Origin of the sequence: Streptomyces mirabilis (assembly GCF_018310535.1) — a bacterium.
In the GTDB taxonomy this organism is placed as follows: domain Bacteria; phylum Actinomycetota; class Actinomycetes; order Streptomycetales; family Streptomycetaceae; genus Streptomyces.
Genome location: NZ_CP074102.1, coordinates 516753 through 543013 on the forward strand (window position 1 = coordinate 516753; position 26261 = coordinate 543013).

At 70.3% G+C, this 26261-nt stretch carries 27 protein-coding genes, 1 tRNA gene and 2 pseudogenes; 9 read left to right on the plus strand and 21 right to left on the minus strand.

Going from position 1 to position 26261, the window contains the following annotated elements; genetic code table 11:
* Positions 1-101 precede the first annotated feature (101 nt).
* Positions 102-584, plus strand: a complete 483-nt coding sequence (locus tag SMIR_RS02335; protein ID WP_348774764.1) for a MarR family winged helix-turn-helix transcriptional regulator — start codon at positions 102-104, stop codon at positions 582-584.
* Between the two features lie 12 nt (positions 585-596).
* Here SMIR_RS02335 and SMIR_RS02340 read toward each other — a convergent pair.
* Positions 597-993, minus strand: a pseudogene (locus SMIR_RS02340) (alpha/beta hydrolase); the annotation flags it as partial.
* Between the two features lie 559 nt (positions 994-1552).
* On the opposite strand from SMIR_RS02340, the gene SMIR_RS02345 reads away from it, so the two are divergent.
* Positions 1553-2734: a glycosyltransferase gene (locus SMIR_RS02345; RefSeq protein ID WP_168501434.1), complete on the plus strand. Its 1182-nt coding sequence runs from the start codon at positions 1553-1555 to the stop codon at positions 2732-2734.
* 62 nt (positions 2735-2796) lie between these two features.
* On the opposite strand, the gene SMIR_RS02350 is transcribed toward SMIR_RS02345, so the two are convergent.
* Positions 2797-2994 carry an antitoxin gene (locus SMIR_RS02350; protein ID WP_168497777.1) on the minus strand — a complete coding sequence of 66 codons (198 nt, stop codon included), beginning with the start codon at positions 2992-2994 and terminating at the stop codon, positions 2797-2799.
* Between the two features lie 300 nt (positions 2995-3294).
* Between SMIR_RS02350 and SMIR_RS02355 the strand changes: the two are divergent.
* Positions 3295-5939: pseudogene (locus tag SMIR_RS02355) on the plus strand (glycosyl hydrolase).
* Between the two features lie 47 nt (positions 5940-5986).
* On the opposite strand, the gene SMIR_RS02360 reads toward SMIR_RS02355, so the two are convergent.
* From SMIR_RS02360 to SMIR_RS44800, 3 genes are all read right to left on the minus strand, one after another.
* Positions 5987-6331: an acetyl-CoA synthetase gene (locus SMIR_RS02360; protein WP_249938324.1), complete on the minus strand. Its 345-nt coding sequence runs from the start codon at positions 6329-6331 to the stop codon at positions 5987-5989.
* A 316-nt stretch (positions 6332-6647) separates the two neighbouring features.
* Positions 6648-6806: an SDR family oxidoreductase gene (locus tag SMIR_RS02365; protein ID WP_168497771.1), complete on the minus strand. Its 159-nt coding sequence runs from the start codon at positions 6804-6806 to the stop codon at positions 6648-6650.
* 163 nt (positions 6807-6969) lie between these two features.
* Complete coding sequence (locus SMIR_RS44800; protein WP_422664389.1) at positions 6970-7167, minus strand: hypothetical protein; 198 nt, start codon at positions 7165-7167, stop codon at positions 6970-6972.
* A 469-nt stretch (positions 7168-7636) separates the two neighbouring features.
* Here SMIR_RS44800 and SMIR_RS02375 point away from each other — a divergent pair, with 469 nt between their 5' ends.
* Positions 7637-8308 (plus strand): response regulator, encoded by a 672-nt coding sequence (locus tag SMIR_RS02375; RefSeq protein WP_168497769.1) that lies wholly within the window; start codon positions 7637-7639, stop codon positions 8306-8308.
* Entirely contained in the window at positions 8305-9423 is a 1119-nt protein-coding gene (locus tag SMIR_RS02380; protein WP_212726376.1) for a sensor histidine kinase, read from the plus strand. Before SMIR_RS02375 ends, SMIR_RS02380 begins: the two co-directional genes overlap by 4 nt.
* A gap of 111 nt (positions 9424-9534) precedes the next feature.
* Here the strand turns inward: SMIR_RS02380 and ykgO are convergent, their stop codons facing one another.
* The 6 genes from ykgO to SMIR_RS02410 form a co-directional block, all read right to left on the minus strand.
* Positions 9535-9657 carry a type B 50S ribosomal protein L36 gene (gene ykgO / locus SMIR_RS02385; RefSeq protein ID WP_054244622.1) on the minus strand — a complete coding sequence of 41 codons (123 nt, stop codon included), beginning with the start codon at positions 9655-9657 and terminating at the stop codon, positions 9535-9537.
* 115 nt (positions 9658-9772) lie between these two features.
* Complete coding sequence (locus SMIR_RS02390) at positions 9773-10033, minus strand: type B 50S ribosomal protein L31 (protein ID WP_168497765.1); 261 nt, start codon at positions 10031-10033, stop codon at positions 9773-9775.
* Positions 10034-10098: 65 nt separating this feature from the next.
* The gene (rpmG, locus tag SMIR_RS02395; protein ID WP_054230143.1) at positions 10099-10263 is read right to left on the minus strand and encodes a 50S ribosomal protein L33; all 165 of its coding nucleotides are present in this window, start codon (positions 10261-10263) and stop codon (positions 10099-10101) included.
* 200 nt (positions 10264-10463) lie between these two features.
* Positions 10464-10536: transfer RNA gene (locus SMIR_RS02400), tRNA-Arg, on the minus strand.
* A gap of 290 nt (positions 10537-10826) precedes the next feature.
* The gene (locus SMIR_RS02405; RefSeq protein ID WP_212726377.1) at positions 10827-12068 is read right to left on the minus strand and encodes a cytochrome P450; all 1242 of its coding nucleotides are present in this window, start codon (positions 12066-12068) and stop codon (positions 10827-10829) included.
* Between the two features lie 203 nt (positions 12069-12271).
* Positions 12272-13006 carry an SDR family oxidoreductase gene (locus SMIR_RS02410; protein ID WP_212726378.1) on the minus strand — a complete coding sequence of 245 codons (735 nt, stop codon included), beginning with the start codon at positions 13004-13006 and terminating at the stop codon, positions 12272-12274.
* A 136-nt stretch (positions 13007-13142) separates the two neighbouring features.
* Between SMIR_RS02410 and SMIR_RS02415 the strand changes: the two genes are divergently transcribed.
* A complete protein-coding gene (locus SMIR_RS02415; RefSeq protein WP_212726379.1) occupies positions 13143-13733 on the plus strand; it encodes a TetR/AcrR family transcriptional regulator in 591 nt (196 codons plus the stop codon).
* Positions 13734-14049: 316 nt separating this feature from the next.
* Here SMIR_RS02415 and SMIR_RS02420 read toward each other — a convergent pair whose 3' ends face one another.
* The 5 genes from SMIR_RS02420 to SMIR_RS02440 all read right to left on the minus strand — a co-directional run bounded on the left by SMIR_RS02420 (position 14050) and on the right by SMIR_RS02440 (position 18062).
* The gene (locus tag SMIR_RS02420) at positions 14050-14592 is read right to left on the minus strand and encodes a nitrobindin family protein (RefSeq protein ID WP_212726380.1); all 543 of its coding nucleotides are present in this window, start codon (positions 14590-14592) and stop codon (positions 14050-14052) included.
* Positions 14593-15048: 456 nt separating this feature from the next.
* Positions 15049-15639, minus strand: coding sequence for a hypothetical protein (locus SMIR_RS02425; protein WP_212726381.1), 591 nt, complete (start codon positions 15637-15639; stop codon positions 15049-15051).
* Between the two features lie 239 nt (positions 15640-15878).
* Complete coding sequence (locus SMIR_RS02430) at positions 15879-16247, minus strand: BlaI/MecI/CopY family transcriptional regulator (RefSeq protein ID WP_212726382.1); 369 nt, start codon at positions 16245-16247, stop codon at positions 15879-15881.
* Between the two features lie 78 nt (positions 16248-16325).
* The gene (locus SMIR_RS02435; protein WP_249938325.1) at positions 16326-16913 is read right to left on the minus strand and encodes a class I SAM-dependent methyltransferase; all 588 of its coding nucleotides are present in this window, start codon (positions 16911-16913) and stop codon (positions 16326-16328) included.
* 297 nt (positions 16914-17210) lie between these two features.
* Positions 17211-18062, minus strand: a complete 852-nt coding sequence (locus SMIR_RS02440; RefSeq protein ID WP_212726384.1) for a helix-turn-helix domain-containing protein — start codon at positions 18060-18062, stop codon at positions 17211-17213.
* A gap of 96 nt (positions 18063-18158) precedes the next feature.
* Between SMIR_RS02440 and SMIR_RS02445 the strand changes: the two genes are divergently transcribed.
* A complete protein-coding gene (locus SMIR_RS02445; protein WP_212726385.1) occupies positions 18159-19607 on the plus strand; it encodes an amidase in 1449 nt (482 codons plus the stop codon).
* Here SMIR_RS02445 and SMIR_RS02450 read toward each other — a convergent pair.
* The 5 genes from SMIR_RS02450 to SMIR_RS02470 all read right to left on the minus strand — a co-directional run bounded on the left by SMIR_RS02450 (position 19583) and on the right by SMIR_RS02470 (position 25211).
* Positions 19583-20632, minus strand: a complete 1050-nt coding sequence (locus SMIR_RS02450) for a helix-turn-helix domain-containing protein (RefSeq protein ID WP_212726386.1) — start codon at positions 20630-20632, stop codon at positions 19583-19585. The genes SMIR_RS02445 and SMIR_RS02450 overlap by 25 nt on opposite strands.
* 54 nt (positions 20633-20686) lie before the next feature.
* The gene (locus SMIR_RS02455; protein ID WP_212726387.1) at positions 20687-21331 is read right to left on the minus strand and encodes a class I SAM-dependent methyltransferase; all 645 of its coding nucleotides are present in this window, start codon (positions 21329-21331) and stop codon (positions 20687-20689) included.
* A 177-nt stretch (positions 21332-21508) separates the two neighbouring features.
* Positions 21509-22747 carry an MFS transporter gene (locus tag SMIR_RS02460; protein WP_212726388.1) on the minus strand — a complete coding sequence of 413 codons (1239 nt, stop codon included), beginning with the start codon at positions 22745-22747 and terminating at the stop codon, positions 21509-21511.
* A gap of 154 nt (positions 22748-22901) precedes the next feature.
* Positions 22902-24293, minus strand: coding sequence for an amidohydrolase family protein (locus tag SMIR_RS02465; protein WP_168497669.1), 1392 nt, complete (start codon positions 24291-24293; stop codon positions 22902-22904).
* Between the two features lie 150 nt (positions 24294-24443).
* Positions 24444-25211, minus strand: a complete 768-nt coding sequence (locus SMIR_RS02470; protein ID WP_168497667.1) for an Atu4866 domain-containing protein — start codon at positions 25209-25211, stop codon at positions 24444-24446.
* Positions 25212-25509: 298 nt separating this feature from the next.
* Between SMIR_RS02470 and SMIR_RS02475 the strand changes: the two genes are divergently transcribed.
* Both SMIR_RS02475 and SMIR_RS02480 read left to right on the plus strand, forming a co-directional pair.
* The gene (locus SMIR_RS02475; protein WP_212726389.1) at positions 25510-25794 is read left to right on the plus strand and encodes an Atu4866 domain-containing protein; all 285 of its coding nucleotides are present in this window, start codon (positions 25510-25512) and stop codon (positions 25792-25794) included.
* Positions 25795-25921: 127 nt separating this feature from the next.
* The gene (locus SMIR_RS02480) at positions 25922-26239 is read left to right on the plus strand and encodes an SDR family NAD(P)-dependent oxidoreductase (protein ID WP_168497663.1); all 318 of its coding nucleotides are present in this window, start codon (positions 25922-25924) and stop codon (positions 26237-26239) included.
* Positions 26240-26261: the final 22 nt, after the last annotated feature.

Sequence of the window (26261 nt, forward strand, 5' to 3'; positions counted from 1 at the left end):
TCCGCAAAGCTGTAGAACATTGAAGTTTGAGGTCCTCAAGTAACTCGATAGAGGTAAGCATCGAAGATTGAGGTAGTCAAGTTTCGGGTTACCCTGGGTCCATGTCCGCGACATCTGGAACGAGCCGCTCCACCGAGGCGTCCGACGCCGGACCCCTCGCCGTCTCCAACGTCATGCTTCTCGACACCCTCTGGGCGTCGATGGTCAGCCTCTACGCGGATCTCACCAGCGCCGCCGCCGCGCACGGCCTCACCTACAGCCAGGCCAAGGCGCTCAACGTGCTGCGCCAGGGCCCGGCTCCGATGCGGGCCCTCGCGGGCACACTGCGCTGCGACGCCTCGAACATGACCGGGATCATCGACCGACTGGAGGCCCGCGGCCTCGTCTACCGCGAACCCAGCCCCACCGACCGGCGGGTCAAGAACGTCGTCCTCTCGGAGGACGGGGCAGCCGCCGTGTCGAGCATCCGTGACGGCATGCACGGCACCCACCAGGCCCTCGACTCACTCACTGACGCCGAGCGGTCCACCCTCGAAGGCCTGCTCTCGCGCCTGTTCGTCGCCAAGGACGGCCGGGACTCCTGACCCCCGGACGGGTCAGGCGGTTCCGAGGGCGGTGCGCAGGACGCCGACCGCCTGAGCGGTGGCCGCACGGGCGGCGTGGGTGTCGGCCTCGCCGGTGATGACCAGGGCCGGAGGCAGGCCGGTGAGCTGATCGGTGGTGGCGCGCAGCGGGGACGCGGTGATCTGGGCGCGCTCGGCCTCGTCGGTCGCGTCCTGGTCCCAGAACCACTGCATGCCGTCGCGGCGCAGGAAGTAGCCGGACATCGCCGCGCTCCACCGCGTAGCTCTGCTCGATGGCCACGGGACAGCGGGCCTCGGGCGAGAGGTCGAACTCGGGAAAGACCACGGCGGCCTCGGCGCCGACGGCCAGTTCGCGGACCGGGCGGTCGTGGGTGTGGGCGTTGCCGGACACCCGGCCCGCGCCGCGGATGGGCTCTCCGTCGCCGCGGCCGCACCGTCCAGCCCCGCGTAGAGGGCGATGACGTCACCGCTGCGCACGACGGCGGTGCGGACCGTGCGGGTGACGCCGCCGACGTGGTCGCCGCCCCGCCGGAGAAGGCTCGGCCGGGGCGCCGACGGACTTGTCCTTCGCCACGGAGAAGTCCGGCACGAAAGTGGCCGTGGTCGAGCTCGACCGCGTTGACGATCAGCGTCGCCGGACGCCCGCAGCCCGGCGGCCCGGCGGCCCGGCCGAAGGGTCGCGGATTCTACGTGTCACGCATCCCCGGGCCAGGAAATTTCTGGCCTGTTTTTTACCAGTCGGCTGGTGTGAGAACGGCCGCCAGGCCCGCGACCTCTGCGTCTTCATCCGGCTGATCAACCGAACAGTACGCCGTAACCAATCGTGTCCGAATTCGAAACGACGAGTTCACAGGCTCGCAAGTTTCTCCTGTGTCCATAGCGGAGAACCCGCAGATCACAGGGGTTGAAAAGGTTTCCTCCCTTTCTGCGAGACGGGCCAAGAGGTGCGCGTGATGGACGAACTGCGTGTGCTGTCGATCTATGAAGGATTCTTCTCGGGCGGGGCCCGGATCGTGCACAGTGATGTGGTGCTGGGGCTCCACGAGGGTGGCCAGCGGCATGCGGTGCTGAGCGTGAATGGCGAAATGTATCGGGAGGAGACCCGGCAGCGGATGGAGGACGACGTCTGCTATCGGTCACTGACCGCGGCGGGTGTGCCGGTCACCTCGCTGGGCCGCACCCCCGGGGCACCCGGCGGCCCCGAGGCGTTCACCGGGCCGGAGCTGGCCGCCACCACGCGGGCGGTGGCCGCCGCGGACGTCATCCTGTCCCTCAAGGAACAGCCACTGGGCCTGCTCAACCAGGCCGGTCTGCCCCGGCGGCCCGTCGTGGTCTGTCTGCACCGCTCCGACCCCGAGAACCAGGGGGCGGCCCTGGACGAGCTGCGGACGGCGGTCGCCGACGGCCGGATCGCCGCCGGGATCTGTTGCGCCGAGTCGACACGCGCCGCGTACGCCGCGGCCGGGATCCCGGCCGGCCTGCTGCACGTCATCCCGAACGGCGTGGATCTGCTGCGATTCCGTCCCGACCCGTTCAGGCGCGCTCAGCTGCGAACGTCCCTGGGCGTCCCGGAGCGTGCGCCCGTGATCGTCTTCGCGGCACGCTACGCCACGATGAAGAACGTACCGCTGTTCCTCCGGGCGGCCCGAGCCTGGCTGCGCCGGCAGCCCGACGGCCACGTCCTGATGTGCGGCGCGGGCATGACGCGGGCCAACGGCTGCCTGCGTGAGGACATCGCCTCCGCGTTCGGCGAGGACGCCCCGCTCGCCGACCGCCTTTCCCTGCTCGGCGTACGGCACGACATGGAGACCGTCTACGCGGCCGCCGACGTGGTGTCGCTGACCTCCGCCAGCGGCGAGGCGGCACCGCTGTGCCTGATCGAGGGCATGATGTGCGGGGCAGTTCCGGTCGCCACCGATGTCGGCGACAGCGCCTCGATCGTGACCGGGCACGGCTTCCTCACCCCGCCCGATCCCGAAGCGATCGCCCTGGCCTGGTCCGAGGCGGTGGCACGGGGCGCCGAGTTCGCACCGGCCCTTGCCCTCAGCCGCGAACGGTTCAGCCGCACCCGCATGATCGCCGCGTACGCCGCGCTCATCGAACAGGTGCGCAGCAGGTCGGGCCGGGTGCCTCTCCCGGAACCCTTCTGAGAGAACCCGCCGGGAAGGGGCGCCCCCGGGGGCGCCCTGGGACCTGCGATCGCCGCGCGGGGTCAGGCCTTCTTCTCGCCCAGTTCCTCGACGTACTCCTGCGCCTTGTCCACACCGGTCTCGATCTTGTCGGTGTATTTGCCGTCCGTCTTGTCGTCGACGATGTCGCCGGCCTTCTCCAGTCCGTCGGAGATCGTGTCGCCGTGGGCCTCGGCGAGTTCCTCGGCCTTGTCCTTGAGGTTCTTGAGGTTGTCGAACACGCGTGACTCCTTCTCCGGCGGCACCGCCTGATCAAGGTCACGATCCCACCCGACCCTCGGCGGACAACAGGCCCACGGCGCGGCGCCCTTGGGCAGTGGAAGCGCACGGCGCGGATCGGTCCGGCCCGCCGGATCCCGACGCGCCCCCGTGCGCGGGGGCGCCGGTGCCCGGCCACGCACCGCACAACACCTAGATCGTGGCAGGTTCCGGACAAGAGTTGGGCAAGCCCCGGGACGCTCACCCGTCCCTCGTGGTCCTGTCTGTCCCAAGGCTGTGTCAACGCCGTTTGGGAGGACCAGGTGCCAGTACCCACCCGCAAGAGACGATGGCTCACGATCTGTGCCGTCACCGCGTCAGCCGCGCTCGTCGCTCTACCCGCCGGCGCCGCGCCCGGCCCGGACGGAGGCCGCCCCTTCGGGGCTCGCACGCTCGCCCAACTCGCCGCAACCCGGGCACAGTCGACGGGCGGCATCACCCCGAAGGTGACGGCGCAGGACTCCGATGGCGGCAACGAGTCCGACGAGATAGCCGAGGGGGCCGACCAGTACGCCGAGGCCCGCACCTCACCGGGCGTCGTCGCGCCGGGCGCCTACGGCGCGGCCTGGACCAGTCTGAACAACCTGCCTTCCAGCGACGGGAGTTGGCGCAACGTCACCGATCTGCCGTACAACTCCGACGACCCGCGCTACCGCGACTTCGACTCCAACTCCAGCGGCGGTTCGGGCAACGTCACCGGCCGCCTGGCGGCGATGGCTGCCGACGACGACGGGTACGTCTACGCGGGCAGCGCGGGCGGCGGAGTATGGCGCTCCCGGTCCGGCGGCGGACACTGGGAGCCCATCAGCGACCGGCTGTCCTCGCAGTCCACCGGCGCGCTGGCCCTGGACGGGTCCGGGCGGCTGTGGCTGGGCACCGGTGAGGCGAACACCAACGCGGACGCATACCTCGGCAGCGGAGTGTATGTGCTGACCGACTCACACCACGGCACGTTCTCCGCGCGCAGCCGGGTCGGCGGCGACGAGTTGGAGAGCACCACCATCCACCAGCTGCGCTTCGGCGGCGGGAAGGTGTGGGCGGCGACCAGCCAGGGCGTGTGGAGCCACTCCACCAAGACGCTCGGCGGCGCCTGGAAGCTGGAGTTCGCCCCCAACCCCGGCTACCTCCCCGGTGGATCGCTGGCGAGCGACCCCTCCGCCCCGTACAAGAACCTCGCCAACGACATCGCGATCGACCCGAAGGACCCCTCCAAGGTGGTCCTCGCGGTCGGCTGGCGCAGTGGTGACGACTACAACGGCTTCTACACCAAGGTGCGGGGCGCCTGGACGCGGATCACCAGTGGCCTGGGCGACCTGCCGTCCGACGCGGACAACGTCGGCAACGTCACCTTCGCCCGGTCCGCCGACGGCTCGCGCTACTACGCCATCGACCAGTCGCCGGAGCAGCTGAACAGCAACCCGGACAGCGGTCTCGAGGGTATCTACGTCGCCAAGTCCGGCTCTCCCTCCGGCCCTTGGACGAAGATCGCCGACTACAAGCAGCTCGCCGCCGACGGCTCGGCCCTCACCTCCAGCGGCTACATGCCCGGCGTACAGGCCTGGTACAACCAGTTCCTGACCGTCGACCCGGCCAACGCGCAGCACGTGTACGCGGGTCTGGAGGAGGTCTACGAGACCAAGGACGGCGGCGGCACCTGGTCCACCGTCGGCCCGTACTGGAACTTCGGCTTCCCCTCTGGAGCATCGACCCCGCCAAGCAGACCGGCGACTGCAACGCCACGACCCACTCCGACCAGCACGGGGTCGCCATCGGCCGCTACCACGGCAGGAGTTACGTGTACGTCGGCAACGACGGCGGAGCCTATCGGCGGCCGCTCGACGGCGCCCAGGACTCCTCCGGCCACGCCACCGACTGGACGTCCCTGAACGACGGCACGATCGACACGCTCCAGTACTACTCGGTGGGCATCGGCAAGGACCTCGCCCACGGCGGCGTCTCGGTCACCGGTGGCCTGCAGGACAACGGCCAGTCCATCCTTCGCAGCGACGACAAGGTGATGGGCTCCGACTTCGGCGGTGACGGCGGTGACACGCTCACCGACCCGGCCAACGGCTGCAACATCGCGGAGGAGTACGTCTACCTCGCCGTCCAAATCACCCAGAACTGCGCCGTCAACGACGGTTCCTGGGCCAACGACGCGAGCAAGGTCACCTCGTACAACGTCGCCCCGGCCGACAACGCCACCAGTGAGGCCCGTTTCATCGCCCCGCTCGCCGCCGACATGAAGAACAGTTCGACGTGGATCGCGGGCGGCCGGCACGTGTGGGTGCAGACGCACGGCTACGCCATCCGCAGCGGCTCCGAGTGGACCAGCCTGTACGACCTCGGCGCGGGCCGCACCGCGACCGCCGTCGCCGCGTCGGGCGGCAAGGTGTACGCGGCCTGGTGCGGCCCCTGCAACAACCAGGGCTTCGCGCGCGGCATCTCCGTCGGCAACGAGGACGGCACGGGCTGGCACGACGTGACCCTGCCGGTGGACGCGACCGTGCCCAACCGCTACCTCAGCGGCTTCGCCGTCGACCCGAAGAACGCCGACCACGTGTACTTGGAGGTCAACGGCTTCTCCCGGCACTGGACCGAGGGCCCCGGCGCGGGCGTGGGCCATGTCTTCGAGTCCAAGGACGGCGGCACCACCTGGACCGACATCTCCGCGAACCTTCCCGACGTGCCGACCAACTCCGCGGTCGTCACGACGGGCGGGGGCCTCGCCGTCGCCACCGACCTCGGCGTGGTCTACCGCGCCCCGGGCCGTACGACATGGCAGCGCGTCGGCCGGCTCCCGGCGGTCGCCGTGCTCCAGCTGAAGCTGAGCCCGGACGGCGGCACGCTGTACGCGGCCACCCACGGCCGCGGCATCTACACGATCAAGGTGCGCGACTGCGGCTGACCCGCAGGCATGAAGGAGGGGTGAACCCGCCGCAGCTAGCGGCGGGTTCACCCCTCCTTCGCGTACGGGACCACACTCACCCGGAGCGTGAACGCGGTGCGCGCCGCGCCCGCCACGTCCGGAGCCTTCGCCGTCACCGTGATCCCGGCCGCCCCACCCCGAACGCTCGCGCAGCGCAAGGTGGCACGGCCGGTCCCGTCGGCGTCGACGCGCCATCCGGAGACCAGCACCACTGCGGGCGCCGCACTCCGGACGGCCGTCCAGCGCCGGTCGTCCGCACGCGGCCGCAGGGTGACCGAGACCACCGCCCCGGTCCGCACGCACAACCGCCGTTCGACCGCGTCCCCGGGCGAGACGGTGACCTCCACCCGCCCGGCGGAGCAACTGGCCACCGGGGCGGCGGATCCGGGGCCCGACGCGGACGGTTCCCCTCGCCCCGGCTCCGCCGAACCGCTCGTAGAAGCACTGGCGGAGGCAGTCGCGGAGGAAGTCGCGGAGGCACTCGTGGGTCCGGACGACGGCCCCCGGCCTGCGCCTCCCGATCCACCGCACGCCGCGAGCAGGACCACCCCGGCGACCGCCGTCCAACCGGCCCACCACCGCATCGCGCACCTCCGCCCGTCCGGCCCGTTCCCCGACGAACACCAGCATGCCCGCCTCCCTGGAACCGCGCGGCGTGAGCGCCGAACTGGAGTGCTCGCGTCCGCGTCAGTCGCCGCGCACGGCGGCGAACACACCACCGTCCACGAGGACGTCGATGCCGTTCAGGAAGCCGGCGTCGTCCGAGAGCATGAAGGCGACGACACTGGCGACGTCCTCGGACCGGCCGGTCCGGCCCAGCGGTGTCGCGTCGATGAGCCACTGCATGGAGCCGTGGGTCGCCGCCTCCTGCCGGCCCTGCGCTGAAGAAGTGACGTCGACGGGCTGAAAGCCTCACTGAGGGCGGCGGCCCGAGTCGCCGCCCTGCGCCGGGGTCGAGAGGTGACGGGCGTACGACCCGGGCCCTGACGGTCGCTGCGCCCACCTCCCGTCAATGGTGTCCGACGAACGTGGTGACGACGTGGTCGACGGCGCCGGCGTACAGGTCCGGGCACAGGACGCCCAGGACAGCGGTCGCCGCGGCCGCCGACAGGAGCCAGATCCCGCCCGGACCACCTCCGTCGCCGCCCGGGTTGAGGGCCCGCTGCACCACGGACAAGACCTCAGGGAGGATCAGTGCAGTGCTCACGGCGACGACCGCCGACGGTCGGGCGCCGATCCGGTACAGCGGCAGGACCAGCAGGAAGTACAGCGCCCTCGGAGGGATCGGGGCCGACGTGGGCCGCGTACATCCCGAAGACCGCGAGCCCCCGGGCGAGGTCCACTCCGATCAGGCGTCCCACCGGGGGCCGGGTATCGGGTTGTTGCGGGGGCTCGGACGCCTCCTGTCGGGGCGGTGCCACGGGCTCCGGTCGAGGCGGTGGCACGAGCGCCGTGTCGTCCGCGTTCTGCGTCATGGCTCACAGGCTGGAGAGAACGGCAATCGCCCAATATCCGACAGGCGTCCGCTCCACACCCCCCGGACGACTGGAACCGACCCGCCACGTGGCTGGGCCGTCCCGCAGGAGCACCGCACCGGGCTTTTCCCGTTCTACGGTCACAGTGAAGACAATCGACATCGAGGACATCGATGACATCAAGGACGAGGCGGAACGCGCGTGATCCGGGTAGTGGTGGTGGACGACGAGGCCCTGGTGCGGTCCGGCTTCGAGCTCATCCTCGGCGCGGCCGACGACATCGACGTCGTCGCGACCACGACGGGCGCGGAGGCGGTGGACGCGGTACGGCGGGAGGGACCGGACGTCGTACTGCTGGACATCCGGATGCCGGACGTCGACGGTCTGACCGTACTGCGGCACCTGCGGGCGCTGCCGGACGCGCCCGTGGTGGCGATGCTGACGACGTTCGACGCCGACGAGTACATCCTCACCGCACTGCGCTCCGGGGCGGCCGGCTTTCTGCTCAAGGACACCGAGCCGGACCAACTGGCCCAACTGGTACGGACATTGTGCGCGGGCGGTGTCGTGATGTCACCGAAGGCGTCCCGTGCCGTGTGGCAGAGCCACCCGGGTGCGACCGCCGCGGACGACGAGGAGGCCGCCCGCGTCGGACGGCTCACCGAGCGGGAGCGCGACGTGCTGGTGCTCATCGCGGAGGGGCTGTCCAACGCCGACATCGGCAGCCGCGTCCACCTGAGCGCGGGCACCGTCAAGGACCACGTCAGCGCGATCCTGACCAAGCTGCGCGTGAACAGCCGGGTGCGGGCCGCGCTGCTCGCCCAGCGGGCGGGCCTGCTGGACGAGCGGAACGGGTCGGAGGACCGGGGATGAACGCGGGCAGGCCGTGGTGGGCGCGGATCCCGGATCCGGTCGTCGATGCCGTGGTCGTCGCCGTGGCCGCCGTGGACGTCCTGATCAACCTGGGGGACTCGAGCCGCCTCCCGACGGCCGCGACAGCGGTCGCCTGTGCCGCGCTCGCCCTGCGTCGCCGCTTTCCGCTCACGGTGTTCCTGTTCACGCTCCCGGCCAGCCTGATGGTGGACATCGTCTTCGCCTCGTTCGCCGCGCTGTTCACCCTCGCCGAGCGCTCCCGCAACCGTCGGCTCCTGGTCGCGAGCGCCTTTCTGTTCGCCGGCGTCTCCGCCGTGCCCTGGCCCCTGGGCAACGTCGGCTCGCACGAACGCGCCTGGACGTTGATCATCTTCTTCTACACCCTGGCCACGGCCGCCGCCCCCGTCCTGCTCGGCCAACTCGTCCAGGCCCGGCGGGACCTCGCCGACCGGCTCGCGGAGATCGAGACGGCCCGCGAACACGAGCGGCTGCTGCACTCCCAGGCCGTCCTGGCCCGGGAACGCGCCCAGCTGGCCCGCGAGATGCACGACGTCGTCTCCCACCAGGTGAGCCTGATCGCCGTACAGGCGGGTGCGCTTCAAGTCGCCGCCAAGGACGCGGACTTCAAGGAGGGCGCCCGCACCATCCGTTCGCTGAGCGTCGACACACTCGACGAACTGCGCCACATGGTCGCGCTGTTGCGGGCCTCAGGGAGCCGCGTCGGCGAACTCACCCCGCAGCCCACACTCGCCGACCTGCACAAGCTCGTGTCGACCAGCGGCATCGAGGCGACCCTGACCGGTGATCTCCCCTCCGTCATCGCCACCCCCACGCAACGCGCCCTCTACCGCACCGTGCAGGAGTCCCTGACCAACGTACGGAAACACGCGCCCGGCGCGGCCGCCACCGTCCACCTGTGGCACACCGGCGACCGCTTCGGCGTCACAGTGACCAACAACGCCCCCACCCGCCCCTCCCTGCCCCTGCCCGGCTCCCAACAGGGTCTCGTCGGTCTCCGGGAGCGCGCCGAACTCCTGAACGGCACGTTCGAGTCCGGCCCCACCCCCGACGGCGGTTACCGCGTGACGCTCCGCATCCCGGCGGACGCGGACTGAGCGCGACGCAATGGCCCGTACGTCTCGGGGCAAAGGCTCACGCCCGTACCGCATGCCGGCTTTGGGCGTGCGGTACGGGCGTGGTGTGCGACGGTCGCCCCCCGGGCACCGTCAGCCCTGGCGGGCCTTGAAGCGCGGGTTCTTCTTGTTGACGACGAAGACCACGCCTCGTCGACGGACCACCTGAGCACCCGGCTTGGACTTCAGTGAACGCAAGGACTTGCGCACCTTCATGGATCTGCCCTCCTCGTGCGGGGAACGGTCATGCTGTGAACCGGTCATGCTTGACACCGGTTGTGACGGAAGCCGGTCGTAATGGAAGCCGGTCGTGCCGGCGATCGGCCCGCCGTCAGTGCCGCGGCGAGACCGTACGGCCGTAACGACGCTCGAAGCGCTCCACACGGCCTGCGGTGTCCAGGACCCGCGAGGTCCCGGTGTAGAACGGATGGCTCGCCGACGAGATCTCGACGTCGATCACCGGGTAGGTGCTCCCGTCCTCCCACTCGATCGTCTTCGACGAGTGCGCGGTCGAACGGGTCACAAACGCGACGTCCGCGGCCCGGTCACGGAAGACGACGGGACGGGATTCGGGATGGATGCGGGGCTTCATGAGGTTTCCTCCCTCGTGACGGTCGACGGTCCTGTGACGGTCCGCCCGGTGGCGCCGGGCTCGGCTCAGCGCTCCTCCCGGAACGGGACGTGCTCACCGACCACCGGGTCGTACTTACGCAGGACGAGCCGGTCGGGGTCGTTTCCGCGGTTCTTCCGCGTCACGTAGGTGACGCCGGTCCCGGCTGTCGACCTCAGCGTGACGACGGGTCGCGCGCTGTTGCGTGCCATGAGGTGCTCCTTCCGCCCACATCACGCGATCTTGACTCGCGCATGTCAGCTACGTGTGCTGTAACAGCGGACCTGGTCGGCGCATTCCCGGGGCAGGCGCAGGGGGCCAGAGGCAGGGATGGGAGGGAGACAGCGGGCGACAGGGAGGCTTTGGGCGATATGAAACAAGCCCCGCCTCCGGAGTACAGGAGGCGGGGCTGTGGAGCGCCGGGCAGGCCTTGCACCTGCATCTCCCCGCAGGAAGCGGGACGTCTTTCCTTGGACCACCAACGCGAGGCCTACCGCCGAAGTATTCCGGCGGGCTGCTCAAGATCAATCATAGCGCAGCCGGAACGGTGCGTGACACCACCAGGGTTGCCGCGTGTCCGGGACGAGATCCAGAACTTGGAACGCTTCATCCAGCGGCTCGCCGACGGCCTCCGGGCCATGGACACGGACGTCCTCGACGCACGCGCTCGGCACGATCAGGGGCCCTCGTCCCTTCGCATGTCCCTTCGTATGCCCCTTCGTATGCCTCTGCGCATGTCCCTTCGTACGCCCTGCTGGTGTCGAAGGGCTACGGGCTACCAGGTGACCGGCAGCGCGGCGACGCCGTACGCCATCGCGTCTTCCTTGAAGTCGATCTCCTCCAGCGTGGTGGCCAGTCGCAGCGTGGGGACGCGCCGGTAGAGCGTGCCGTAGACGACCTGGAGCTCTACGCGGGCGAGTTGTTGGCCCAGGCACTGGTGGACGCCGAAGGCGAACGCGTTGTGCTGGCGGGCGTCGCGGAGCAGGTCGAGGCGGTCGGGCTCCGGGAAGGCCTCCGGGTCCCAGTTGGCGGCGGGAAGGGAGACGATGATTCCGTCCCCGGCGTGGATGACCTCGCCGCCGATCTCGATGTCCTCCAGGGCGATCCGGCGCTGGCCGGTGTGGGCGATGGTCAGATAGCGCAGCAGTTCCTCGACCGCTCCGGCCACGATCTTCGGATCGTCCGTCTCACGCAGCAGGGCGAGCTGCTCCGGGTGCTCCAGCAGCGCGAGGGTGCCGAGCGCGATCATGTTCGCGCTGGTCTCGTGCCCGGCGATGAGCAGGATGACGGCCATGAGGGACGCCTCACCCATGGTCAGTTCACCGGCCTTGACCAGGGCCGCCAGGTCGGACAGCGTGTCTTCGGCCGGGTTCTCCGTCTTGGCATGGATCTGTCGGGCCAGGTACTCGCCGAGGGCGACGCTCGACTCGCGGTCCTGCTCGGCCGACGACGTCTGACTGACCGCGACGGTGGCGTGGTACTGGAAGAACTCGTGGTCCTCGTAAGGGACTCCGAGCAGTTCGCAGATCATCAGCGTCGGAATGGGCAGACCCAGTACCTGGACCAGGTCGGCCGGCTTCGGTCCGGCCAGCATCGCGTCGATGTGCTCGTCGGTGACCTTCTGGATGGCGGGGCGCAGGGCCGCCATCCGCTTGGCGGTGAAGGAAGAGGTCAGCATCCTGCGGAGCCGGGTGTGGACGGGGGCGTCCGTGTTGAAAAGCGTGTCGGGGTGGTGGTGCGCGTTCTCCGCCATGGCCTTCTTCGGGAACGGAAAGCCGGGCCGCTTGTCGTCGACGCTGACGCGGGGGTCGCCGAGGACGGCCCGCAGGTCCTCGTGGCGGGTGATGAGCCAGGGCGTGCTGCCGTCCCAGATTCGCACCTTGCTGATCGGCTTCTCCTCGCGGATCTCCGCGAGGGCCGGCGGCGGCGCGAACGGACAGGCGGCCGACCTGGGCGGCACGAACTCGGGGACCTCTTCGGCCGTGTCGCTCGCGGTTCCAGTCAGTGTCTCAGCCATGTCACTCCTCGGTGGGGGGCTCCCTCGGAACGGGGAGCGGGGTCTCAGAGGGGCTCTGGGGCCTATGAGATCGGAGCAGACTGACGGCTTCGGGCCACTTCACTGACGGGAACCTGACGTGACTCGGATCACGCGTAGGCGCCCCACATCCGGGCGTCGGCAGGCCATGACGCGGCATGGCATGACGCGGCGGCGAACGGACCTCAATCCTGCGCGGTGGGACGCACGACGATGTCACCCACGTCGACACCGTCCGGCTGCTCGACGGCGAAGGCGACGGCGCGAGCCACCGCGGCCGGCGGGATCGCGATGCTGTCCATCTTTTCGACGATCTGGACCTTCACCTCGGAATCCATGCGGTCGGCGAAGTCCGTACGGACGAACCCCGGCGAGACGACGGTGACGCGCAGGCCCTCGCCGGCCTCCTGGCGCAGGCCCTCGGAGAGGGTACGGACGGCGTTCTTCGTGGCGGCGTACACCGACTGGAGCGGAGTGACGCGCAGTCCGGAGGTGGACACGATGTTGACGAAGTGCCCGAAGCCCTGCTCCCGGAAGACCGGCAGCGCTTCGGCGATCCCGTACAGCACGCCTTTGAGGTTGACGTCGATCATCTCCTCCCAGTCCTCGACGCGGAGGTCGTCCAGGGGGGAGATCAGACCGACTCCGGCGTTGCTGACGAGGACGTCGAGCTTGCCGTACCGCTCGCGGGCCAGCCATACGAGGCCGGACAGATCCTCGCGCCGCGTCACGTCCGTACGGACCCAGGCGGCCTCACCGCCCACCTTTTCGATACGGGCGGCCAGGGCCTCGAGACGCTCCGCACGGCGCGCCCCGAGGACGACCCGGGCGCCGCGCTCGGCGAGCAGGAGCGCGGTCGCCTCACCGATGCCGCTGCCGGCACCTGTGATCGCCACTACCTTGCCTTTGATTCCTGACATGATCGACGGTCCTTTCGCAGGAGAGACGAGGGCAGGTCACATCCATGCCCTACAGTGAAAGTGGAGGCGCCGCCACTTCACCCACCCTAAGCGGAGGCGCCGCCACTTAGCAACGGGAGAGCAAGGAGCGACGCCGATGGCCCGCGATGCAGAACGTCCACTGAGGGCTGACGCACAGCGCAACCGGGACAAGATCCTGGCCGCCGCTGTAGACGTGTTCACCGAGGAGGGGCTGGACGCGCACTTCGAGCGCATCGCCAAGGAAGCGGGCGTGGGCACCGGCACCCTCTACCGCAACTTCCCGACCCGGGAGGCCCTGATCGAGGCCGCGTACCGCAACGAGGTGGCCCGGCTGTGCGAGGCCGTCCCCGAGCTCCTGGGGACGATGCCGCCCCGCGAGGCCCTACGCGCCTGGACGCGTCGTTTCATCGACTACGCCACCGCCAAACTGGGCATGGCCGACGCCCTACGAGCGGTAGTCGCCTCGGGAACCAACCCCTACGCCGAGAGCCACGAGCTGATTCAGGCCGCCCTCACCTCCCTCATGAACGCCGGAACCGCCGCCGGCACGATCCGCACCGACATCAGCCCGACCGACATGTTCGCCGCCCTCGCCGGCATCGCCCTCACCTCGGCCGGCCCCGACCAACGCGAACAGGCGGAACGCCTCCTCGACCTCACCCTGGACGGGCTGCGACCGACGCCGCCGCAGGTGCCCGACAACTGACGCCGATGCTCCATGCGGTGCGTCCGGCGCCGGACGGGGTCGGCGGGTGAGCGCTGGGCACCGACGGACCCGGTGGTCATCCGGGCCACAACGCCAAGGAAAACGCGGCGACTCGTACCCACCCTCGACAACCAGCGTGCTTTGCCTGAGCAGTTCCGTCAGGGAAACCGGCCACGAGACCCCGTGGCCCCTCCCGACAACCGGCGACGCCAACGAAATCGAGGCCGCACTGCGCAACCATGTGGCAGCTGCCGAACCGAGTGACCCCCGCCCACACCACGTCCCAGCGATACTGCTCAACAACCTCGCCGCGGGCCTACCTCCTGCGCCGCAGCGTCGCCGAGAGGTGGTGCTGCAACGGCTGCCCCACCGCCGCGAGCTCGTGGACGAACGTGAGCGTGTCGTCGTCGGTCAGGGCGTAGGTCCGGCGGGTTGCGTTGACCTCCTTGGCCGTGGGCGTGAGGGCAACCTCGTGGGTGGAGAGGTCGACCGTGTTGTCGGCCGCACGGCCCACGGCGATCTCGGCGATGCCGGTGGGCTGGGTGATCAGGGCCTCCACCCGGCCGTCGGGCTGCAGCCGCCACCAGCCGCTCTCCCGAGCCGACGGGCGCAGCGGTGCGCCGTCGGCGTCCAGCAGCCAGGCCCGGGCCTCGTACCGGAGGAAGGGGCGGCCGTCATGGCTGAAGGTGACCTCCTGCGCGTACGCGAACTCCCCGGCGAGCGTGGGATACCCGCCGTGACCCCGTCCGTGCCAGGTACCCAGGAGTCCGATCACCGGCGCGAGAAGCGCGTGCGGGGTGGGTGCTTCATCCGGTCGGTGGACGTCGGGGTACGGATACTCCGGTGCGGGGTCGAACACGGTGTGCGCTCCTGGGTGGGATCGGGGCCGGTGCCGGATCGCAGCCTAGGTTGTCGATGTCGATACACGCGGGGACGGGCGGGAAGGGCTGTCCTACTACCCATCACGGCCGCAGTCCTGGGACGCACGAACTCGTCGGCGGACGCGGTGGACAGCACGGTCGCCGTGAACACGGCGGGCGCCCAGCCAGCCTCCCTGTACATACGTTCGCGCAGTGACTCGGCTCCACGCGGCGCGGCATGCCGCAGACCACATGCACCACGACATCTCGGCCACCATCGTCCAATGCGACCGGCTACCGGGCGGAGTCCCGCACGGTGCGGCTGCACAGTGGCAGCCGTGCCGAGAGCGGTTTCACGCCCGCCGGAGCAACTGACCGCCGTCCGCGTCGCCTCCCCCGGGTTCCCGGATCCGAAGGAGGTGTGCGACGGCAGCCCCGCGGTCGTACGTCCGGGCTCAGCCCGTCATGGTGGACTTCGCGCCTGACGGGGTGACGGCGTACCACGTATTGCCCTTGGCCTGGCCGTTCGTCTGTCCGGCCTGTGTGTCGCCCACGTATCGGTACAGCGGCCAGCCGCCGAGGGTGAGCTGCTTCATGCCGTTCCGGTGGACCGTGCCGAGCAGGCTCTTCTCGACCCCCATGGTCTGTACGGAGTCCTGCACAATGACGGGGATCCACGTCTTCGTACACGCGCCGGCGCACGTCCACTTGGACGGATTCGCCTCGTCCTTGTCGTAGCGGTAGAGGGTCATCCCCTTGTCGTCGGTCACCACGCTGCTCGTGCCGTTGACCGTCCTGGCCATCACCATGGTGGTTGCGGCCGTGTGCCCGCTGCCGGAGTCACCACTGGCGGCCGGTGCGGAGGGCGCGGGTTCCGCGGCGGTCGCAGCGGAGGTCGCGGATTCCGACGCGGCCGTGGCGACCGGAACGGCGCTGCCGGGGCTCGTACCGGTGGAGGTCTTTTCCGTCGAGCTGCCGCACGCCGCCAGAAGGAACGCGGAGGCGAGCCCTGCGGCCGAGAGGAGGACGATGCGTCGCTGGATCACGGAGTTTCCCTTCGGCGGTCGTTCTACTTACTCCCTTAGTACGTTGAGCAACTCCCGCCCGCTCAGCCACCGGTGGCACATGGCGAAGCCTTGACCGACTGCGACGGAGAACTCAGGAAGCTCAGTTGGCGGTCAGCCGACGCCGGGCGGGCGCCCGGCGCGGCCGGCGGGCGTGCAGGAGCAGGTACTGAGCGACGAAACCCACGGCCGCCGTGCAGCCGACCAGGACGAGGCGGCGTTCACGGCTTCGCCTGGCGGCCCACGTTTCGCAGAGCCCTGCGCAGGGCGGTCATCTCTTCCTCCGACATGTTCTCCACGAAGTGGAGCAGCGCGGCCGAGCGGTCCTTGCTCTCCCCCAGGCCGTCCTCCATGAGCGCGGCGGCGTAGGCCTCACGGCTGCGGACCGGCGCGTACAGCCAGGCGCGGCCCTGCTTGCCCCGCAGCAGCCAGCCCTTCGTGTACAGGATGTTGGTGACGGTCATGACCGTGGTGTACGCGATGGGGCGGGTCTTGTTGATGTCGTCGACGACCTCACGCACGGTCGCCGGACGGTCCCACGTCCAGAGGCGATCCATGATCTCCGCCTCGAGATCCCCCAGCCGCCGCATGGCCCGGCTCCCTCACGCCACCGAATACGTAGAGCCATAGTAGACGGCTGACCTGTCGCATTTCCGTGGGCAACATGCTCAGCGGCCCTTGACGGCATGCAGAAGTGTGATGCCGAGCCACGGGCCGCCGTACCAGTAACCGGGGCCGAGTCCGCGCAGCGTGCCCTGGCCGATGTGCTCGGCGTACTTCCTGGCCATGGGCCAGAAGTCGGCGACGAGCAACTGCCCGCCCGGGCGCAGCACCCGCATGGCCTCGTCCACCGCACGGTATCGCCCCTCGGACGACGGGATGTTGTGGATCGCCAGCGCGCTCGTCACGACGTCGAAGGAGTCGTCCGCAAACGGCAACGCGGTCATGTCGGCCGTACGTACTTCCACCCGGTCGGCGACCCCTGCCGCAGCGGCGTTGGCGAGCGTGGCTTCGGGCCGGTTGCCGCTCTGGTCCTTTCCGGACCACAGGTCCACGCCCACGGCGTGTCCCGTCGGCAGCCGCCTGGCCGCCTCGATCAGCACCGCGCCGCGACCGCAGCCCAGGTCCAGCAGCTGCTCGTCACCCTTCAGGCCGGCCCGGTCCAGCTCCTGCCTCCAGATGCGGAGCTTGCCGTGCAGTGTCGTGTGCAGGTAGATGCCGGTGCTGGCAAGCAGTACCGTCCCCGCGGTCACCATCGCGTTCCGCCCTGGCCGCCACCGGCCGGCGGCCAGGCAACAGGCCGCGCCGACGGCGCCGAGTGTCGCGGGGAACGCTGGAGCGTCTACGCCGTAGCGCGGCCGTTGAAAGCGCGGCGGTGGGGAGTCATCCCGGTTCTTGGACATACGCGCAGTGTCACAAGCTCGACTGCCGGGCGGCTTGTAGAAATGTTCCCCCGTGGCCGACGCGCCACCGGCCTCGCGCCTGCCGGATGCAGACCGTCGGGTGTCGGGTACAGACCGTCGGGTGCAGGCCGTCGAGTGCAGGCCGTCGGGTCAGGACTTGGACAGGTACTCGGGGGCGGCCCACGCGACGTCGTCGACCGCAAGCCACGGCGCAGCCGCGACGGCCGTGGGCGTCACACCGGCGAAGGCCATGACATCCCGATGGAGGTGGGACTGGTCGACGTAGCCGATCTCCGCCGCCACCCGTGCGGCGCTGTGCCCCGCGGCCAGACGGTGGGCCGCGTGGTCGAAACGGACAAGCTGAGCAGCGCGCTTGGGGTGGAGACCGATCTGGGCGCGGAACCGGGACCACAGTCGCTTACGGCTCCAGCCGACCTCGGCTGCCAGCCGCTCGACCCGGACCCCTCCCAGGTTCGTCACCATCTGCCGCCACACGAAGGCGACTTCGGGCTCGATCGCTCGGCCTGCCTCGTGTCGTCGAACGAGCGCCGCCTCCGCGATCGCGAACCGGTCGCCCCATGACCTGGCAGCGCGCAGTTGCTCTTGGGTTCGCGCGGCATCACGGCCCCAGAGGTCATCGAGGGAGACCACCGTCCCGCCCAACTCCGAAGAGACGCCCAGCACGGCGTGCGCGATCACCGGCGACAGCCGCACCTGCAGGCACTCGATGTCACGGCCGCGCCCTCGAACGCCGCTGGGCACGAGTCCGACGACGACACTGCCGTTCTGCTGTCGGCCGTTGCTGTCGTCGACGGTGAACGGCTCGTCGCCGAGGCTGACGGCCACCGTGACAGCCGGGTACGGGATCACGCTCAGGTCGAAGAACTCCGTGGTACGAGCGCTGAATCCGGCCATGCTGACCCCTGGCAGCAGGCCGGGCCGGGACGGGGTGGCGATGTCCCACACCGCCGCAGCGTCATGAGCCGACTCGGCGGATCGCATGTCGTCAAGCTACGCGACATTCGTCCAAGACGGGATATCGGAGACGCGACGACACTGACGGCTTCCGCAAGCACCGCGGACCAGAAGGGACCGCTCGTGAGGCTCTCGCCGATTGACCCGTTCGACCCGTTCACGCCGGCCGTCGAACTCGCCGCAGCCATACGACGAAAGGAGGTGAGCCCGGTCGAGGTGGCCGACTGTTATCTCGAGCGGATGGACGAGCTCGACCCCCGGCTGAACGCCTTCTGCCACCGGGCCGACGACGACGTCCGCAAAGCCGCGGCTGCCGCGGCCGATGCGGTGGCGCGGACCCCGTCGGCGGAAGACCTCCCGCCGTTCCTCGGCGTCCCGCTGCCGATCAAGGACCTGCTCGACGTGGCCGGATGGCCCACCACCCATGGGTCCGCCGGTGCCGGCCGGGCGCCGGCCGCGGCATCGGACCCGGTCGTGCGACGGTTCGTGGACGCGGGGTTCATCCTGCTCGGCAAGACCACCACGTCCGAGTTCGGTGCCCTGCCCTTCACCGAGAACGAAGCCCTGGGCATCTCGCGCAGCCCGTGGGACCCGGATCGCACGCCGGGCGGATCGTCGAGCGGAGCGGGCGCTGCCGTCGCCGCCGGGATGGCGCCCATCGCCCACGCCGAGGACGGCGGCGGGTCGATCCGCATCCCCGCGTCGTGCAACGGTCTCGTCGGGCTCAAACCCACCCGCGGCCTGGTCACCAACGCGACCGTCAGCGTCGAGGGTCTCGGCACCAGCGGCGTGCTCACCCGCACGGTGGCCGACACCGCGGCCGCCCTCGATGTGCTGGCGCGCCATGATCCGGCCGCGTGGTGGTCACCCCCGACCCCGCACAGGTCCTTCGCCACCGCGATGCAGACGGACCTGCCGACCGGGCTGCGGATCGGTGTGCTCACGGACTCCCCGATCGACGGGATACACGTGCACCCGGCGTGTACTGAAGCCGTCACCGTCACTCTTCGGACGCTCGAATCGACCGGTCACGACATCGTCGACACTCGCCTCCCGCTCCCCCCGACCGACGAGCTGGTGGCGGCCTTCACGACCATCTGGAACATCGGCGCCAGCGGAGTCGCGCTGGCGGATCCGGACCGGGTCGAGCCCCACAACCGTGCCCTGCGGGACGCGGCACGATCGATCGACTCGTGGTCCTACGCGGAAGGGGTGCGGAAGACCCAGCAGTTGTCGCGACGCATCGTCGAGGGCTTCGTCGCCGGCTTCGACCTCCTGGTCACGCCCACGATGGCGTGCCTCCCGCCGCTCGTCGGTGCCTGGCGGGCAGGCTCCGACGCCGATCCCCTGACGGCACTGCGGAACAGCTACCCGATGGGGGTGTTCACGTCGGTGTTCAACGTGACAGGCCAGCCGGCGATCTCCGTCCCCGTCCACCACGACGACGCCACCGGGTTGCCCGTCGGAGTCCAGATCGTCGCCGCTCCGTGGCGGGAGGATCTCCTGCTCCAGGTGTCTCGCACCCTCGAACTGGCACACCCCTGGACCTATCGCCGCCCGCCCGTCAGCTGAGTAGGGAGGGAGTCAGTCCGCAGGGAATGGCTGAGCATCTGCTCCCGCTCGGAAAGTGCCTGGAGCCGGTATTCCTTGGGGGAGAGCCCGTAGGCGGTGCGGAAGGCGCGGGTGAATTCGGAGGCACGGGGGAAGCCCCAGCGGGCGGCGACGGCGTGGATCGGCGTGGTGCGCAGCGAGGAGTCGGCCAGGTCGCGGCGGGCGCTCTCCAGCCGCTGGCGGCGGATCCAGGCCGCGACCGTCTCGCCCTGCGACTGCTGCTGAAAGATCCGGTACAGGTAGCTGCGGGAGATGTGGTGCGCGGCGGCGATCGCGGGCGGCGTCAGCTCCGGGTCGTGGAGGTTCTGCCGGATGAACGCCTGGATGCGTTGTGCTGTGGCACGCTGGCGGGTCTCCTGCGGAAGGGCGGCCTCTGCGTCCAGTACTTGGGCGAACCAGGCCGACACCAGGTCGAGTACGACCGTACCCAGGCGTGGCGCGTCGGACGGCTGAAGGGTTTCGGCCTGCCGGTCCAAACCGACGAGGAATTCTGTCAGCAGAGCCCCGGTACCCTCCCGCCCCGACAGCCCCCGGCCCAGCAACTCCCGGACCATGCGCGGCGGCAGGGGCAGCAACGCCTTGGGGAAGTCCACGCCCACCCCCTTGACGGCACGGCGATCCCTGTCGTCCGCCGGCCGGAGGTCGTACGGCCGCGAGCCGTCGACCATGTGCAGGTCACGCGGGCCGAACGTGTCGGTCCGCCCGGCGTGCTCGAGAGCCAGTCCTCCATCGAGCAGCAGCGTCAGGTGGTACGACTCGGGGTCGGACCGCCGCACCATTTTCCCGCTCCGCCGGTAGCGGGTCGGCAGGAACGACGACGGCCATACGGTCACCGGCCCCAGCTCCATCAGCCGGTACTCCGCCCAGTAGTCGGCGGTGTGAGCACTGACCAGGTCGCTCGATCGCGTCCGGCCGACCAGTTCCCGCCAGTACTCGAACCTGTCCTCCGCAGGCACGTCCTCGCTTCGGAACACGGTCCCGATCATTCCGTCTCAGCTCCCCTGGCCCCAAGACCGTGGCCACCCATGTCCACACCTGAGCTACTTGGCTGCGCGCATCAGCAGATGGCCATGGCGGAACTGGCGTTCCTGCTCGCGCGGCGCACGCAGCATCCGGCCGACCTCCACGAACCCGGCTTCACCGGCCAGCCCGGCGAGGTCGTCGATCGGCCATCGGTACGCCGTCACCACTTTGTGGTCGAACGCTGTGACCGGCTCACCCTCCGACTCGAAGAACGCGAGCGAGAGGTGTCCGTCAGGCGCGAGTATCCGCCGGAACTCGGCGAAGTACGAGGGCACTTCCTGCGGTGGGGTGTGGATGACCGAGTAGTAGGACACGATGCCGTTCAGCCGGCCGTCGGCCAGGTCCAGGGCGGCCATGGAGCCGACCTCGAACCGCAGGTCCGGGTATGCCTCCCGGGCGAGATCGATCATCACCGGCGACAGGTCGACGCCGAAGACATCCAGCCCCAGGTCCCGCAGGTGCGCGGTGATGCGTCCCGGGCCGCATCCCAGCTCCGCGACGGGCCCGGCGCCGGTGGTCCGTACGAGGTCGGCGAACGCGGCGAGCATCGCGCGATCCAGCGGAAGAGCGTCGAGATCATTACGGAAGAGTTCGGCGTAGCGTACTGCGACGGCGTCGTAGGCATCCGCTGTCGCGCCGAGATGCGAGGAGGGTTCGGTCACAGAGGAGGGTTCGGTCACAAGCGAGGACACTAGCTCGTCGCGCGGGGCCATCTCATCGAGGGCAGACAGGAGTTGGTAGAAGCCCTGTTCCATGCGGAGGGGGCACGGGGGGCGGCAATGCCCAGGCGGCGGCCTTGCTGCGCGGGATCGGGGGTGGGCCGGCGGTCCGGCTCCGGGTCATTGGGTGCGGTGGTGGCGGAGGGCCGGCAGGGCCAGGAGGACGCCGAGGACGAGCGCGGCGGCGACGACGCGCAGGATGCCGCCGAAGCCGAGGCCGGCCAGAGCTCCGGTGAGCTGCGGGCCCAGGCTGGCGCCGATGAACATGCTGCATCCGTAGAGGGCGACGGCCGCGCCGCGGGCGTGCGGGGCCGTGGCGTTGATGGTCTCGACGACGGCGGGTGCCGCTGCCGCGACGGCTGCCACGAACAGGAGCAGGGCAATGGCCAGCGGCACGGTGTGACCGCCGAGGAAGGAGCCGGCCGCGACGGTGAGGGCGGCCAGCGCGAAGGCGAGGACCGCGCGCAGGGGTGCGGCCAGGCGCTGAAGCACACGGGCGAGCACGGGGATGGCGATCAGGGCGGGCAGCGCGCTGGCTCGCAGGGCGAGGATCGCGGAGGAGTTCCCGGCGATGCCGGCCGGCCCGGCGATGGCCACCGCCGTGTAGACGGCGACGAAGGAGGCCATCAGGGCCACGGTCGACAGGTAGAGGGCGACCATGCGCGGCCGGCGCAGTAGTCGCGGCATCGCCGCGAACGCCTGGCTCAGCCCGCCGCCGGGGCCATGACGGAGGGTGGGCCGAAGGACGCGGCGCACCGGGATCAGGCTCAGGGCCATGAGGGCGGCGCCGAGCCAGAAGACCGCGCGCCAGCCGAGCCCCTCCGCGACGGCCTGGGCGCCGATCTGCAGGAGCACGGCGGCGGCGAACATGCCACTGGTGATGCAGGTCAGAGCCGTGCCGCGACGCTGTGGCGCGATGTGGTGGACGACGTAGGAGAGCGCGGAGGGCGCGAAGGTCGCTGCGGTGAGTCCCTGCAGGCTGCGCAGGGCGATCACCGTGGGGAGGTTGAGGGCGGCGCTGACCGCCGGGGTGGCTGACGTGGCGGCCACGAGCCCGGCCGTGATCACGGCGCGCGAACCGTAGCGGTCCGACAGCGGACCGGCCAGCAGAAACCCGGCGGCGTAGGCGAAGCCGAACGCCGTCGCCGTCCAGGTGACCTGCTCTGGTGTTGTGCCGAGCGCGGTGGCCATGGGATGCAGCAGGGCCAGGACGGTGTACATCTGGCCGACCATCAGGACGCCGAGTGCGGTCAGCAGCGCGATGGTCGGGGCGGCGGGCGCCCAGGAGGGCGGCTGGTCCGGGGTGCTGGGCGCGGCCGTTGTGTGCCGGGGGGAAGTGATGGAAGTGGGGTGGGACATGGGAACTCCAGAAGGGGGCGTCTGGTCGCCGCCCCGCGTGTTTGTGCGCGGCACGATCGGCCGATGGCACCACCGGGAGCGGGTGAGTGCCCCCGGCCGCGGGAGGAACGGCCGGGGGACGATGGAGGGGAACGGTCGGGTGGCGGGGAGATGCTCAGGCGGCCGGGGTGTTCAGGACGTACTCGCGCGAGGCGTGCACCTCGCTGCGCAGGGCGGGCAGGTTGACGTCGAGGACCTGTCCGTCCCACTTGCGGGGCTCGCCGTTGATGAGGACGGCGGTGATGTTGCGGGCGTCGGAGCCCAGCACGAGGGTGCCGATGGGGTCGTTGAGCGGCATGTTGTTCAGGTCCTCGGCCTGGACGACCAGCAGGTCGGCCTTCTTGCCCGGGGTGAGAGAGCCGGTGACGCCGGCCAGGCCGTTGGTGCGGGCGCCCTGGAGGGTGGCGAAGTCCAGGACGTCGTGGGTGGTGATGCGGGAGAGATCGCCGCTCGTTCCGTACGCGGCGTTGACCGCGCGCATCCGCTGGATGGCGTGCAGGGCCCGCATCTGTGTGAACATGTCGCTGGCGAGGGCGACTTCGACGTCGATACTCAGGCCGGGGCGGATGCCGACGGACAGGGCCTCGTCGATGGCGGGGATCGCCGTCTCGAGGCCGATCTGCGCGTCGGACGTGGGGGCAAGGGCGACGGTGGTGCCGGTCTCCCCCATCGCCTTCCACGCCTCGGAGGTCAGTCCGGTGGAGTGGATGAGGGTGACGTCGGGGCTGAGAATGCCGTCCCTGGCCCAGCGCAGGACCGCCTCGGAGGAGGATGTGCCGAAGACGGCGTCCACACTCACTCCGATACCCAAGTCCTGTGCGACGCGGGCGAGTTCGGGACCGTAGGCGAGGGCCGGTCCGGCGATCTCGTCGGTGGCCAGGGTCGCCAGGCGCAGGGTGAGCAACTGGTCGTCGCTGCTGAAGTACCGGTCCTTGATACGGGTCAGGTCGCCGGGCCACTGCCGGTCCCATGTGCCGAAGTGCGGTCCCATGGAGGCGTGCACGCCGCGGATGCCGGTGTCGAGGAGGGCCTGGATGGCGGCGTCGGAGTGTTCGCGGGTGCGGGAGTTGTGGGAGAAGTCGAGCATGGTCGTGATGCCGCTGTCGATCGCGGTGAGCGCGGCCAGGCGGGTGCCGATGTACATGTCCTGGGGCCGGTAGACCGTGGCATAGCCGGCCAGGGTCGCCATGACGTAGCCGCCGAGGTCGTCGACGTCGGGCATGATCCGGCGCAGCTGGGCCTCCCAGGCGTGGCGGTGGGTGTCGACGAAGCCGGGGGCGAGGATCGTGCCCGTGGCGTCGACGACCACGGCGTCGCCCGCGCTCAGGCCGGGGCCGACCGCGGTGATCGTGTCGCCCTCGACAAGGAGGTCGCCGCGGTCGATGACACCGAGGTCGGGGTCCATGGTGACGATGGTCGCGCCGGTGAACAGGATGCGCCGCCGGTCGGCGGGCCGGCGCCGGAGCTCTTCGAGCACGGCGGCGCTGGTGGTGACGTTGACGTTCATGAGGGGTCTTGTCTCCGTAAGGGTGAGAGGGCCGGGAGGTTACGGGGGCCGGGGGGTAAGGGGGCGGGGAGAGTGAGCGGCCCGAAGAGTGGGCCGTACGCCGGGGAAGGGGGAAGGCGGAGAGGGCGCGGAGGGCGACCGGAGGGAAGGTCAGCCCAGCTTCATGACGTAACCCGCGTGGTGGAGTTCGTCGCCCTGGAACTCTCCGTAGGCCCAGAAGCCGAGGTCGTCCAGGTAGTCGATGCGGTCGCCGTCGATCCAGTACCGGCCCTGGTAGGCGTGCGGACGGCCGCCCCGGGTCTCGTCGTAGCGACCGTCGGCGGTGAGCTCCTGGTGCAGGAAGTCGTTCTTGTCGATCCAGACGCCGACGCGCGGGCTGCCGGTCAGGTCACCGGAGGCCGATATGCCCGCCTCGGGGGCGGCGGCCCGGCCGGGGGCTTCGGTGCCGACCCACAGGACGGGCCGACCGGCCGCGACGAGTGCGCGGACCTGCTCCGGCCGGGTCATGAGAGTGGCCACCGCACTCGGCACGTCGGCGGCGAACTCGTCGCGCACCACCAGGAAGTCGGAGGTGTTGCCCGGGGTCAGCGTCGCGACGTACTCCGAGCGGTGACCACGGCCGCCGGCCAGCGCGACAGTGTCCACTACCGCGGGGGCGATGGTCATGCCGGTGCAGTCGACGACGATCGCGTTGTCGTCCTGTGCCGCGGTGACGATGGCGGGGCCGACCCCTACGACCAGGGAGCCGACGAACAGCAGGTCGGCGCCGGTCATGGTCCCGATCAGCGGGTCCATCGTCAGGATGCGGGCGTTGGTGAACAGGACGGGACGCCCCTCGTCGTTCGAGAGGATCTCGTCGAGGGCGTTGGGGTTCCAGCTCACGGTGCCGGTGCCGGTGCCGGTGTCGGTGATGCTCATTGCATGCTCCCCAGTGGAGTCGGCGGCTGTTCAGCAGCTACTGCGGCTGCCTGACCACCAGGTTCGTCTCGCGATGGCATCGGAACCAGGCCGCCGTGTCCCCAGGTGTCAGGCACCCACCATCCGTCCAGCCGCGTGCGGCGGAGAGGGCCTGGGACGGTCTCGGGCGGCCCGCACCGCTGCCGCACCGCACGAAGAGCCCGGATGCTCGCGATACTGGGTGCGCGGCACCCAGGAAGCCCTCACCTGGGGAGACCGCGGCCTGGTTGTCACCGGCCGCCGGGCGGACCGTAGAGCCATGACCAGCAACGACACGCCCCGCGACCCACACCCGTACGTCGGGATGTGGGTGCCCGCGGACGGCTTCATCCGCCAGGAACTACTGCCGAACGGCCGCTACGACGAGGCCCGCGGCAACCGCCAGAGCGCTTACACCGGCAGCTACGCCGTCACCGGCAACCACCTCGATTACGTCGACGACACCGGCTTCACCGCGACCGGCGACGTCCGCGACGGCGTTCTCTTCCACGAGCACCTGGTGCTCTACCGCGAGGGCGACGAGCGCGCCCGGCGGCGAGCCTGACCACGACCAAGATCCACAGTTCGGCCTCTGCACCCTCCGCACCTTGTTCACCCCTTGACCGGCGGCCGACGCGGTTCGAACAACGACTCGCCGCGTCGGCTGCTGCCCTGTGAAAGGAGTCCCGGCCATGGCCATGTCGGTGCCCACGTCCATGTCCATCGGCCGGAAAGTCGTGCTGGTCACCGGCGCCAGCAGCGGCATCGGCGCGGCGACCGCCAAGCTGCTCGCCGAGCGAGGTCACCATGTCGTGCCCGGCGGCCGCCACGCCGAACGGCTCAAGGAAATCACCGAGGACATTCACGCGGCCGGCGGCAGCGCCGAGTACCACGCCCTGGATGTGACCGGTGCCAAACAGGTACGGGCCTTCATCGACTCCGCCTACAGTCGGCACGGCCGCGTCGACGTCAGCGAGATCATTGTCCGTCCCACGGCCAGCCAGACCTGAGCCGTTCGCTTACCCCGCCCCC

Excerpts from the sequence above, each read along its gene's own strand:
- SMIR_RS02335 (WP_348774764.1), top strand. The coding sequence starts at position 102 with ATGTCCGCGACATCTGGAACGAGCCGCTCCACCGAGGCGTCCGACGCC.
- SMIR_RS02365 (WP_168497771.1), bottom strand. The coding sequence starts at position 6,806 with ATGCAGTGGCTCATCGACGCGACACCGCTGGGCCGGACCGGCCGGTCC.
- SMIR_RS02380 (WP_212726376.1), top strand. The coding sequence starts at position 8,305 with ATGAACGCGGGCAGGCCGTGGTGGGCGCGGATCCCGGATCCGGTCGTC.
- ykgO (WP_054244622.1), bottom strand. The coding sequence starts at position 9,657 with ATGAAGGTGCGCAAGTCCTTGCGTTCACTGAAGTCCAAGCCGGGTGCT.
- SMIR_RS02390 (WP_168497765.1), bottom strand. The coding sequence starts at position 10,033 with ATGAAGCCCCGCATCCATCCCGAATCCCGTCCCGTCGTCTTCCGTGAC.
- rpmG (WP_054230143.1), bottom strand. The coding sequence starts at position 10,263 with ATGGCACGCAACAGCGCGCGACCCGTCGTCACGCTGAGGTCGACAGCC.
- SMIR_RS02405 (WP_212726377.1), bottom strand. The coding sequence starts at position 12,068 with ATGGCTGAGACACTGACTGGAACCGCGAGCGACACGGCCGAAGAGGTC.
- SMIR_RS02410 (WP_212726378.1), bottom strand. The coding sequence starts at position 13,006 with ATGTCAGGAATCAAAGGCAAGGTAGTGGCGATCACAGGTGCCGGCAGC.
- SMIR_RS02415 (WP_212726379.1), top strand. The coding sequence starts at position 13,143 with ATGGCCCGCGATGCAGAACGTCCACTGAGGGCTGACGCACAGCGCAAC.
- SMIR_RS02430 (WP_212726382.1), bottom strand. The coding sequence starts at position 16,247 with ATGCGGCGGCTGGGGGATCTCGAGGCGGAGATCATGGATCGCCTCTGG.
- SMIR_RS02435 (WP_249938325.1), bottom strand. The coding sequence starts at position 16,913 with ATGGTGACCGCGGGGACGGTACTGCTTGCCAGCACCGGCATCTACCTG.
- SMIR_RS02440 (WP_212726384.1), bottom strand. The coding sequence starts at position 18,062 with ATGCGATCCGCCGAGTCGGCTCATGACGCTGCGGCGGTGTGGGACATC.
- SMIR_RS02450 (WP_212726386.1), bottom strand. The coding sequence starts at position 20,632 with ATGATCGGGACCGTGTTCCGAAGCGAGGACGTGCCTGCGGAGGACAGG.
- SMIR_RS02460 (WP_212726388.1), bottom strand. The coding sequence starts at position 22,747 with ATGTCCCACCCCACTTCCATCACTTCCCCCCGGCACACAACGGCCGCG.
- SMIR_RS02465 (WP_168497669.1), bottom strand. The coding sequence starts at position 24,293 with ATGAACGTCAACGTCACCACCAGCGCCGCCGTGCTCGAAGAGCTCCGG.
- SMIR_RS02470 (WP_168497667.1), bottom strand. The coding sequence starts at position 25,211 with ATGAGCATCACCGACACCGGCACCGGCACCGGCACCGTGAGCTGGAAC.
- SMIR_RS02475 (WP_212726389.1), top strand. The coding sequence starts at position 25,510 with ATGACCAGCAACGACACGCCCCGCGACCCACACCCGTACGTCGGGATG.
- SMIR_RS02480 (WP_168497663.1), top strand. The coding sequence starts at position 25,922 with ATGGCCATGTCGGTGCCCACGTCCATGTCCATCGGCCGGAAAGTCGTG.